The 9,914-nt window shown below is 40.4% G+C and carries 10 protein-coding genes and 1 pseudogene; 4 read left to right on the forward strand and 7 right to left on the reverse strand.

Annotation, left to right across the window (positions count from 1 at the left end):
- Window positions 1-199: 199 nt before the first annotated feature.
- Both rbfA and VB740_RS27075 read right to left on the reverse strand, forming a co-directional pair.
- The gene (rbfA, locus tag VB740_RS27070) at window positions 200-616 is read right to left on the reverse strand and encodes a 30S ribosome-binding factor RbfA (protein ID WP_323202944.1); all 417 of its coding nucleotides are present in this window, start codon (window positions 614-616) and stop codon (window positions 200-202) included.
- Window positions 617-739: 123 nt separating this feature from the next.
- Entirely contained in the window at window positions 740-946 is a 207-nt protein-coding gene (locus VB740_RS27075) for a DUF751 family protein (protein WP_190731327.1), read from the reverse strand.
- A gap of 165 nt (window positions 947-1,111) precedes the next feature.
- Here VB740_RS27075 and VB740_RS27080 point away from each other — a divergent pair, with 165 nt between their 5' ends.
- Complete coding sequence (locus VB740_RS27080; protein ID WP_323202945.1) at window positions 1,112-1,939, forward strand: DNA adenine methylase; 828 nt, start codon at window positions 1,112-1,114, stop codon at window positions 1,937-1,939.
- Here VB740_RS27080 and VB740_RS27085 read toward each other — a convergent pair.
- Window positions 1,936-2,418, reverse strand: coding sequence for a PD-(D/E)XK nuclease superfamily protein (locus VB740_RS27085; RefSeq protein WP_323202946.1), 483 nt, complete (start codon window positions 2,416-2,418; stop codon window positions 1,936-1,938). The genes VB740_RS27080 and VB740_RS27085 overlap by 4 nt on opposite strands.
- Window positions 2,419-2,868: 450 nt before the next feature.
- Between VB740_RS27085 and VB740_RS27090 the strand changes: the two genes are divergently transcribed.
- Window positions 2,869-4,956 carry an ATP-binding protein gene (locus VB740_RS27090; protein WP_323202947.1) on the forward strand — a complete coding sequence of 696 codons (2,088 nt, stop codon included), beginning with the start codon at window positions 2,869-2,871 and terminating at the stop codon, window positions 4,954-4,956.
- 32 nt (window positions 4,957-4,988) lie between these two features.
- Window positions 4,989-5,078: pseudogene (locus tag VB740_RS36875) on the forward strand (IS982 family transposase); the annotation flags it as partial.
- A gap of 118 nt (window positions 5,079-5,196) precedes the next feature.
- Here VB740_RS36875 and VB740_RS27095 read toward each other — a convergent pair.
- The 4 genes from VB740_RS27095 to VB740_RS27110 form a co-directional block, all read right to left on the reverse strand.
- The gene (locus VB740_RS27095; RefSeq protein ID WP_323202948.1) at window positions 5,197-6,357 is read right to left on the reverse strand and encodes a hypothetical protein; all 1,161 of its coding nucleotides are present in this window, start codon (window positions 6,355-6,357) and stop codon (window positions 5,197-5,199) included.
- 143 nt (window positions 6,358-6,500) lie between these two features.
- A complete protein-coding gene (locus VB740_RS27100; RefSeq protein ID WP_323202949.1) occupies window positions 6,501-6,641 on the reverse strand; it encodes a hypothetical protein in 141 nt (46 codons plus the stop codon).
- An 88-nt stretch (window positions 6,642-6,729) separates the two neighbouring features.
- Complete coding sequence (locus tag VB740_RS27105) at window positions 6,730-7,587, reverse strand: GH-E family nuclease (protein WP_323202950.1); 858 nt, start codon at window positions 7,585-7,587, stop codon at window positions 6,730-6,732.
- Window positions 7,584-8,582 carry a hypothetical protein gene (locus tag VB740_RS27110; RefSeq protein WP_323202951.1) on the reverse strand — a complete coding sequence of 333 codons (999 nt, stop codon included), beginning with the start codon at window positions 8,580-8,582 and terminating at the stop codon, window positions 7,584-7,586. The genes VB740_RS27105 and VB740_RS27110 overlap by 4 nt, the downstream gene beginning before the upstream one ends.
- A 217-nt stretch (window positions 8,583-8,799) precedes the next feature.
- Between VB740_RS27110 and VB740_RS27115 the strand changes: the two genes are divergently transcribed.
- Window positions 8,800-9,663: a DUF4157 domain-containing protein gene (locus VB740_RS27115; RefSeq protein ID WP_323202952.1), complete on the forward strand. Its 864-nt coding sequence runs from the start codon at window positions 8,800-8,802 to the stop codon at window positions 9,661-9,663.
- Window positions 9,664-9,914 lie beyond the last annotated feature (251 nt).

Here is a 9,914-nt window from a genome sequence, read left to right on the forward strand (position 1 = left end):
GCCAGGAGGAGCAAATCGGGGATTCGACCCTTGCTTCCTAGCATTAACTAAGACAAATAGAAAGCGTGTAAATGCAACTACCGATCCCTGAACTAGGCTATGGTTACATTAAAACAGACGCGAGCTAGTCACGTCTGTAAACTGTTTGGCGGATTTGCTGAGATTAATTGTTCTGAAGTTACATTGTTATTTAAGTTACTTATTCATTAGATAAATCATCATCATTTGTGCTGTCTTCTACTGATACTAGATTTTCTGGCGGACGCTCATGGTTAAGTTGGTTTAGGAGTGCCAGTACCTTGTTACCGCGTTCTATAGAGCGATCTTCGAGAAACAGCACCTCTGGTGTACGACGTAGCCGTACCCGCGCCCCAAGTTCGCTACGGACGTAACCTGTGGCCGACTTTAAGCCTGCCATTGTTTCTGCTTTAGCTTCATCTGTACCATAGATACTGACGTAGATTTTGGCGTGTTGGAGATCGCCAGAAACATCAACATCAGTAACACTTACCATTCCTGTACCCACACGGTCATCCTTGATGCCGTTTAGCAGCATTTGGCTAACTTCCCGTTTGATCAATTCAGCAACGCGGGAAACCCGGCGATTTGTAGCCATAAAAATTTCGCCTCCTCACAGAGGTTGTACAACAAAAATAAATGCAAGTTGGGTAGACAGTACTTAGCGGGAGAAACGCCAAGAACAACAGTCTGTGGGGCATAGCCCCGATATAGCACTAGTCTAAATTGTACTCAAGCCCAGCATTGCACGGAGGGTGAGAGTAAGGAAGACTAGGCTGCTCACAAACAAACCCAAGATAGCGATTAAGGTAACTGGGCGCTTCAACAATGGCACTAACGGCGCAAAGGTGTTTAGAAACAATCCTAAGACGATACTAATTAAGTACCGGGGGTAGCGAAAGACGTTATCCCAAAATCCGTCAAACATCTGAATGTCAACTGCCTTGTTATATACTTACGTTTGTTTTGATATGCTTTATCTACTCAATTGTAATCTATGCGGCTGGAAAATTAGCTAGTTAATATAAAATATGCTTCGTCGGTTATATTGGCTTTATTTAGTCACGATTATTTTCAGTTAAATCGGAAGTAAATGGTAATTCAAATACCCAAGGAAACTAGCCCGCGTCCATTTTTAAAGTGGGCAGGGGGTAAAAGTAGGTTGATACAGCAATATATTCCTTATTTTCCCAAGAGTTATAAAAATTACTATGAGCCATTCTTAGGTGGTGCTGCTGTTTTTTTCTATCTCCAACCAACCGCAGCAGTTTTAACTGATATCAATACCGAATTAATTAACACTTATTGTTGTGTTAGAGATCATGTTGAAGAATTAATTTCTATATTAAAAGACCATAAAACCCGACATGATAAAGATTATTACTATAGTGTCAGAAACGACTCTGGTGGTACTGATATAGAAAAAGCTGCTCGTCTAATTTATCTTAATAAAACCTGTTTTAATGGGCTTTATCGAGTTAATTTACAGGGTAAATTCAATGTGCCTTTAGGCAGATATGAAAATCCCAATATTTGTCCTGAGGTTTTACTGCGAACGGCCTCAGAAGCATTGTCTACATCTAAAATTAAACAAGCAGATTTTGTTGATGTACTAAATTATGCAACAAGCAGCGATGATTTTGTTTATTTTGACCCACCATACTATCCGGTAAGTGAAACTAGCTATTTTACAGCTTACAGTAGCGATCGCTTTGCTGAAGATCAGCAAGTTCAACTCAAAGATGTATTTGAAAAGTTAGCTCAACGTGGGGTTAAAGTCATGCTATCTAATTCAGATTGTGACTTTATTCGCAACCTGTACAGCAGTTTCAATATCCACATTATATCAGCATCTAGGGCAATTAATTCTAACGCCACCAAGCGCGGAAAAATTACAGAAGTACTAGTAACTTCCTATTAAAGATTATTGTTAGACCAGGCAATGAATGAACTTAAATTATGAACCGAGAGAAGATTTCGATTGAGAAGAACTTGTTTATCTAACCACGATACAGCTTGCGGTTTCATACCGCCACCGTCAATTAATACAACTGCTTGTGCAGGATAGCAATTTTGAATATTCAAGTTAAGGTAAGGAAGTTTTTCATCAACTGAACCGCTAGTTTGCTGCCATTTACACTCAATAATCAGCCCGGAAGAAACGGATGCAGCGCCAATAATGTAAAAGTCTACATATATATAGCTACCATAAATTCCTGCTCCGATATAAACCTGCCTTGCATATCGTTTTGGTATAGTATTCGAGCTTAAAAGACATCCAAGGCGCTGTTTTTTTGGTAAATCAAAGCCCACTTGGACATATCCATGACCCAGTAAAGTCCCTTCTACAGCTTTTTCTAAAACATTGCCAGAAGTAACTGCTCTTGCACCTTGAGTCATCTTTATCCTGGTTATCTTCAAAAGGTTTCCTGATTTTAGAATTCCTTGGAAGCAACAGTAAATCCTAGATTAATAAATTTTTAATTTTAAATGCAAAAGTCTAGATTTGTTAGGTATGAAGTAGGAAAAAATTGGTATTTTTGTACTAAATAAATACAAATGTATTAATAATTTGGATCAGAAACAAGTTTTATAATTATTACCATGATGTTGGGCTACTCTTAGGAATTGGTTACAACTTTTAATAGGCGTATTTGATATCGCGCCCAATTAATAATCATAGACTTTAGTTGATAATGCTGGGAATGTATTTTCTTTTATGATTATCTAGAGTGAAGACTGGAGTTCTTACTACGAACTTTGCAGTACTAGTAGTCTATGTGATTGATTCTCAGGGTTAGCACCAAAACTAAATATATCGAATCTTCTCTTTCTTAGTTCCGCACGTTTATGGTAATACTTTTTACCATTAAACAATTTGGCACAGACTACAAGTTAGTAGGAAAATATTTAACAATGGATGCAACGACCACTAGCCATCAGAACGTTGATAATTATACGTATATGACGGTAGCCTTGGGTAAACTCAGGGAGATTTTGGTGAAGCACGCTGACCCAAGTTTGCTGGAGGAGGATATTACACATGAGGAAAGTTCTATAGCAAAAAATCTAATAGACGATTCTCTAATAGATAACTCGATTACACCTAGAGAAACGTCTGCTTTAGATAGACTCTGTGTCACTTTTAATTTAAGTAATTTTGAACGTAATTTACTGCTGTTGTGTGCTGGTGTGGAACTAGATGCCAGCTTTTCCATACTTTGCGCTGCTGCTTCTGGGAATGAACAGCGTACCTACCCTACTTTTGGTTTAGCGATGACAGTGCTAGAAGGTTTGCATTGGAGTGCTTTTACTCCCGCAGGTGCATTACGCAGATGGCAATTGATCGAAGTGGGTTCGGGAAGTGAGTTGATGAGCAGTCCTCTACGGATTGATGAGCGAATATTACATTATTTAATTGGGGTGCAGCATCTAGATCAACGTTTGTTGGGAATGGTGGAACCTGTAGTAGTTACAGAAGACTTGGTTTCATCTCACTTGCAGTTGATGGAAAAAATGACAGCTGCTTGGTGGGTAGATATTTATGATTTTCTCAAATTGCCAATATTGCAATTATGTGGCAATGAAGTTGCTGGCAAACGTCCGATCGCAGCTGTTGCTTGTCACTATTTGGAGCTAAATTTGTGTGTAATCGCGGCACACGCTTTACCAACAACCCCCAGTGAAATCAACAAGTTTAAGCAACTTTGGGAACGGGAAGTGCTTTTAGCTAATTACGCGCTGTTGATTGACTGCGATGATTTGGAAGGGGTAGACGCAAATAAAGAATCCACGATTACATATTTGTGCGAATGGATGCGTTCTCCGATAATTATTACCACTACCGAACGCAGGCGATCGCGTTTAAGACCTGCGCTAGTTTTTGATATCAAACGCCCTACAACTCCTGAACAGTATACTATCTGGGAGCAGGCATTGAATGGAACATCGGAATCGATGAATGCTCAAGTTAGTAATTTAGTGTCTCAATTTAATCTCAGTGTTCCTGTGATTCAAGCTGTCTGTTCGCAAGTCTGTGTCCAGTGGCAGCAAGCAAAGGAGTCAGAAGTTACTGGCGATTTCAACCATCTTCTCTGGGATACTTGCCGCGCCCAAGCCCGTCCGAAATTAGATGATTTAGCACAACGGATTGATTCGGTTGCTGATTGGGAAGATTTGGTATTACCGAAATCGCAGTTACAAGTTATTAGAGATGTTGCCCTCCAAGTCAAACAGCGAGCAAAAGTATATGATCAGTGGGGATTTGGAGGTAAAAGCAAGCGAGGATTGGGAATTAGTGCATTATTTGCTGGTATTAGCGGTACAGGTAAGACAATGGCAGCAGAAGTACTCGCTCAGGAGTTGCGATTGGATTTATACCGTATTGATTTAAGTGCAGTAATTAGTAAGTATATTGGGGAGACGGAAAAGAATCTGGGTAGGGTATTTGATGCAGCAGAGTTGGGAGGTGTGATCTTACTTTTTGATGAAGCCGATGCTTTGTTTGGTAAGCGCACTGAAGTCAAGGATTCCAACGATCGCCATTCTAATGTTGAAGTGAGTTACCTCTTACAAAGAATGGAGAGTTACGGCGGGTTATCAGTGTTAACAACTAATTTGAAAAGTTCATTAGACCAAGCATTTCTGCGTCGTATCCGCTTTATTATCCAGTTTCCATTTCCAGATTCCACTCAACGGGCAGAAATTTGGCGACGGATTTTTCCCAAAGCGACACCCACAGAAGGATTGGACTATCAGAAGTTGGGACAATTGAGTGTAGCAGGAGGTAATATTCGTAGTATTGCCATGAATGCAGCGTTTTTAGCCGCAGATGCAGAGAGCGCGATCACGATGAATTATATATTGCAGGCAGCTAAGAGCGAGTATATTAAATTAGAGAAGACACTCACGGATACTGAGGTTAAGGGGTGGGTTTGATTTTGGGCAAAAAAAGTTAACGGGTGAGTGTGATTAACGTTCTGTGCGGATTAATTGCTTATTGCCATCAACCTAAGAAACCCAGTCTTCAGATAGAGTGGCTTTTATCTCAACCTGCTTAACCCGAACTCAGGTTAAGCAAAGTAGAAATCAGTACAAACAAACATCGCCTTTCTCAAACACTCCAAAGCGCGGAATCTTTGAATCCTATTCCTCTGTGATGTAGTCAAAAAGCAACCATCATGAATTTATAAAGTTTGCATATTCTGGTGATGAAAGAGGGTTTAACGTGGGGTCGAATCGCTTTTGCCATGATTTAGGTTTGTAATTAGCCCATAATGCTGGATTAGTTTTCCACGGAGCATCAACTTTTTGTCCAGCCTCCCAAAATTGAGTGTTCTTCATCATATCTTGATCGCCTTGTTTTCTATACAAAGACCTTAATTCTGATGCTGTTATTGATTGTTGCGAATCTCCTGTTTTAGGATTTATTTTCTGCTCTGACCCCATAGTTTTATGATCTAATTTATTAACTACTGCTTTTTGGTTAAGACCATCTAACACAAAGTGTACGTTGTTTTGTTTCTCTTTTGTTGTATATTCTAGCCCTGCTTTACTTGATTTCTTTGTCCTATCCCATTGTCTAAAGGGACTAGATAATGGTTCTCCTCTCACATCTGTTGTGGTTGGACTATACTTCGGATGCTTCTCCAACCATGTTTTGTATTCTACTGCTTCATTTTTTTGTTCTGTTGTTGCTTCTTTCACCATTTTGTTCGGCTTTCCGTAAGAGGCAATATCCATCCATTGCTTACCCGCTGGATCTGTTGGATTATTTTTTGCGGTTTCACCATACTGTTTACTATTAGGACCGATGAATGAAGTTCCGAGAAACTGATTGTTTAACTGATCTATAACGTTAGCTTTATTTGCTGCTGCATTTTTCACAGCCCCTTGTGGTCTGGCACTAGCTATACCATAGAGCTTATCTCCTGGTTTAAATTCATTTTGTGCAAGATTACTCCAATCTGGTGGAGCAGGAGCCGATGGGGTTTGTGCCACTGGAGTGTTGGTCTTCTTTTTTTTCCAGGGCAATTTCAATTTGGGCAATTTGAATGCAGCTTGAATTACCTGCGACTGCTCCATTCCCATCTTTGGCTGTATAGGTGTTGCATTTGATGAAATATCAGCAGACAGTATTTGATTGGGGTTGTGTCCATACTTTTCTGCTCGCTTCAAAGATGTTTTTAAATCAGTTTGGTGTGTATTATTTGCGTTTGTGGTTTTAGTCTGCATGACAAACGGACGCGAATTAAATGCGTCAGCTTGCGATACTGCATTTGAAAAAGACCATGTATCGGAAGATTTTTTCGTTTTAGTATTATGTAGTCGGCTAGTCATTATGATACGCTTACCATAAAGTAGAAAAATATTCTATTTTTGCCAAGGATTGCTTCCCTAAACTTTGTTTCGGTTGGAATAACTATTTTTTTGTGTAATTCATAGTTTTCTTATACCTAGCTACATTCTAAACCAACTTCAAATTAACAGTGCGATCGCTCGTAGATTAGTTTTCCTTCGTCAAAAATATCATTGTAGGGTGCGTTAGCGCTGAAAGTACAGCACCAACCAAACTCGAACCAAACAAAGCGATCGTTGAGATTGTAGTGCGATCGCTCAATCATAACTGTGATTGGTGAAATCTCCGATAGCAGGCGATCGCACTAAATCAACCATTATACTTTAGTGACCGCTTGACTTTTAACACAGTCGCTACACTTTGTCGTAGCGGAATTCTTTGTAATTTCCCTTATTAAGGGGTTCGTCATCGGGTGTCATGTATCCTAAGTCATCGGAGTCACTTTCATAATCACTGACTTTAGTCCCCTCATATTTGTGGCTTTCGTTGCATTTCTTGCACATAGCACGCAGTCTTGCCGGATCATCGTGATCCTTTCTTATCTGTTCATTAGTTGCATTCGCTTTGACCAATGAATCGTGTCGTCCTGCCCATGCAGGATGGTGATCCAATGCTCCCGATTGTTGGGATTTTAACGTTCCTTTGTTCTTACTCTTAAAATTAAACTTAGCTGGCTGAAATTCCCCGGATTTCGTTATGCCCGCCAATGGCCTACGGCACGGCCTACACGTGTATATCTCCTCATATTTACTATTCCCGCGTTTTCGTTTGTGCGCCGTCTTTTCGTACACCGAACTGCGCGTGCTCTTAGGAAAGTTCCATCTCGGACGCTGCTTGGCTGAGGGGGGGACGTACTCCTCATCACTTTCATCTCCTTTCTTTCTCTTTCTACCCATCTGGATTACACCATCGTTTCTTGCTGTGTCAGACATAACTGTCAGGTCGGCTTTCCCTTTCTGCTGCACCACATGAGTCTGCTCCAGGGTTGTGGAAAGACCAGCAGACTGAATTCGTGCGAGGTGATGACCGTAACGTTCTGCCCCCATCAGCGATGCCTTCAAGTCAGGTTGCTGTGAACTTCCTTGCTGTTTCTGCTGTACTATGAACGGACGCGACTCAAATATTCCTGAAACTGGAGTGCTAGAAGAAACCGATGAAAGACTTTGGTTGTTTTTCCTTTGACTGTGAAGCCGATAATCTTGGTTTTTCATGACATTTTCTGTAATATCAACTCTTCTCCACCTTCTTTTGCAACAATATCTGGCTCTAAATTAAAATTTCCTCGAAGGTGTTCCTTTACTTCTCTATCTTCATTTATTACTTGGTCACGAACCAATTCAGCAGCATTTTTCAATTTCACCTGATCCTGATTATCTTTAGCTGTACTGCTTTCAGACTTAACAGTATCTCCACCAGAAACTTTTTTAACTGCAAGCTGAGTGGCAGCAAATCCCTTGCGATCGCTTAATATATCTATCGCTTCTTTTTTAGCTAAAAATTGACCGCGAGTTCCTGCTTTGGGATCTTTAGTATTTTTCTTCTCATTATATATAGAAGGAGCAGCGATAAAGCTCTCTTGTTTTTTCCCTGGAGCAACACTCGATCCTGGTAAATTATTCTTAGTCTCCTTATTTAACAATCTTGTTACTTCTGGATCTTGTGAAAGCGAGGTATCTTCTGCTGATTTGTTTTCCGAAACCTGATGTTTTGTCGATGATGTTAAATGCTCATCATAATTTTTGTCTTTTTCTTTATTTTTTGATGTAGATGTTTCTGTTGGGCTAGTAGTTACTTTATAACCAAAGTGTTCTTTGGAATTAATATTTATATCTTTATTATGACTATGAGCCAATTTTGTTAACTGATTTTTGACATGCAAAACTCTATCCACCACATCTTTATTTCCAGTTGATTTACTTATCCCTAAATCCACACCCGACATTAGCTTATTTTGCTCCTCTTCTGAAGCAGAGAGCATTTGTATTGGTGTACTAGTGGCAATAGTAGCAGGCTGAATTTTATCGAGGTGATGACCATAACGTTCTGCCTGACTTAAGGATGTTTTTAAGTCTGGTAAGTGCAACGATCGCGCTTTTAATTGCATCGTAAATGGGCGCACTTGAGACATTCCCCAATCTAGAGTAGTTGAGGGTGATGACATTTTTTTATGTTTTTTTTGGTCGCGATCGCAAATTCGGCGATACATACTAAAATACTTCCCATACTAAAACAGCAATTAAAATAATCCAACATGGAAACATAGACTAAAGTCTAACTTTGTAGCAAGGTTTACCATAAATCAAGATATAATTCATTGTAGTTGTAACTACTTTCCAACTAAACTAAAATATTTTACAAGAATTTCCGCTTTCAAGAACTCAAATCAGAGTATAAGTAAAACATTTATACCAAGTAGCGAAACTATGAGTACTCAAACACTACTTCAAAAAAAGTCTACCTCAACAAATACAGCAACCCTAGATAATCAGTTTGAAGGTCGTGGGTTTGCCGTGCAAAACAAGTCAGATACTCATACCCAGAAATCAGACTTAAACACCCAACTCAAACAGGCAAAACGCTTTGGTCACAGTATTAGCCAAATGAAGTCAGAGCAAACCGCTCAACCTTCAAAACAAAACCAGGCTAACCATAGCTCATCCTCTGGTTCTCGCAGTTCCATGCCTGCACCAGTTAGGTCAAAAATGGAAAATTCTTTTGGCAGTAGTTTTGGCGATGTCAACATCCATACAGACAGTCCTCAAGCCAAATCAATAGGTGCTTTAGCGTTTACCCAAGGCAACAATGTTCACTTTGCCCCAGGACAATATAGCCCCGAAAGCGCATCAGGGCAAGCGCTGTTAGGACACGAACTCACCCATGTAGTACAACAACGAGCCGGACGAGTAGCTGTACCGCATCAAAGTAAAGGTGCTCCGATCAATGCTGACCACAGTTTAGAAGCAGAGGCAGATAACTTAGGAGCGAAAGCTGCAAAAGGTGAGCAAGTCAAGGTTCCCGGTGCAACTGATAACTTCAAGACAATCCCACCAATCCAGAATAGTACCGAACCCGTACAGTGCTTCTTACCCTTGTTAATGGGTGGGTTAGGAGCCTTGGGCGGTATGATGGGTGGTGGCGGTGGCGGTCAGCAGCAAGGTGGTGGAGGTTTATCAGGCCTTGGTGGAATGCTTGGCGGAATGTTAGGTCCGCTGGGAGGAATGGCTGGAAGTATGTTAGGTGGTGTTGCTGACAGTATGTTAGGCGGTGGTCAACAGGAACAAATGTAGCCTTTGTTGTGGTAAGAGCATCTTGTTCGCGTCTCAATACGCTTCGCTTAAGACAATAAATGCCCGCATATCCTTTGTAGGGACGTTAATATGTAACGTCTCTACAAAGTACTAAGTAAGTCGGCTGAAAAATTTATATATATGTAACGAAAAGATAAGGAATATGGTTAGATTGACACTCCCCCCGCTTTTAGGCGCTACGGTGTACACACAAGTCCTAAAAACCTAGCTTGATAAGACTTTCCTCGTTC

This window comes from Nostoc sp. UHCC 0251 (assembly GCF_034932245.1).
Classification (GTDB): domain Bacteria; phylum Cyanobacteriota; class Cyanobacteriia; order Cyanobacteriales; family Nostocaceae; genus Nostoc.

Excerpts from the sequence above, each read along its gene's own strand:
- VB740_RS27075 (WP_190731327.1), bottom strand. The coding sequence starts at position 946 with ATGTTTGACGGATTTTGGGATAACGTCTTTCGCTACCCCCGGTACTTA.
- VB740_RS27110 (WP_323202951.1), bottom strand. The coding sequence starts at position 8,582 with ATGTATCGCCGAATTTGCGATCGCGACCAAAAAAAACATAAAAAAATG.
- VB740_RS27105 (WP_323202950.1), bottom strand. The coding sequence starts at position 7,587 with ATGAAAAACCAAGATTATCGGCTTCACAGTCAAAGGAAAAACAACCAA.
- rbfA (WP_323202944.1), bottom strand. The coding sequence starts at position 616 with ATGGCTACAAATCGCCGGGTTTCCCGCGTTGCTGAATTGATCAAACGG.
- VB740_RS27080 (WP_323202945.1), top strand. The coding sequence starts at position 1,112 with ATGGTAATTCAAATACCCAAGGAAACTAGCCCGCGTCCATTTTTAAAG.
- VB740_RS27090 (WP_323202947.1), top strand. The coding sequence starts at position 2,869 with ATGGTAATACTTTTTACCATTAAACAATTTGGCACAGACTACAAGTTA.
- VB740_RS27100 (WP_323202949.1), bottom strand. The coding sequence starts at position 6,641 with ATGATTGAGCGATCGCACTACAATCTCAACGATCGCTTTGTTTGGTTC.
- VB740_RS27095 (WP_323202948.1), bottom strand. The coding sequence starts at position 6,357 with ATGACTAGCCGACTACATAATACTAAAACGAAAAAATCTTCCGATACA.
- VB740_RS27115 (WP_323202952.1), top strand. The coding sequence starts at position 8,800 with ATGAGTACTCAAACACTACTTCAAAAAAAGTCTACCTCAACAAATACA.
- VB740_RS27085 (WP_323202946.1), bottom strand. The coding sequence starts at position 2,418 with ATGACTCAAGGTGCAAGAGCAGTTACTTCTGGCAATGTTTTAGAAAAA.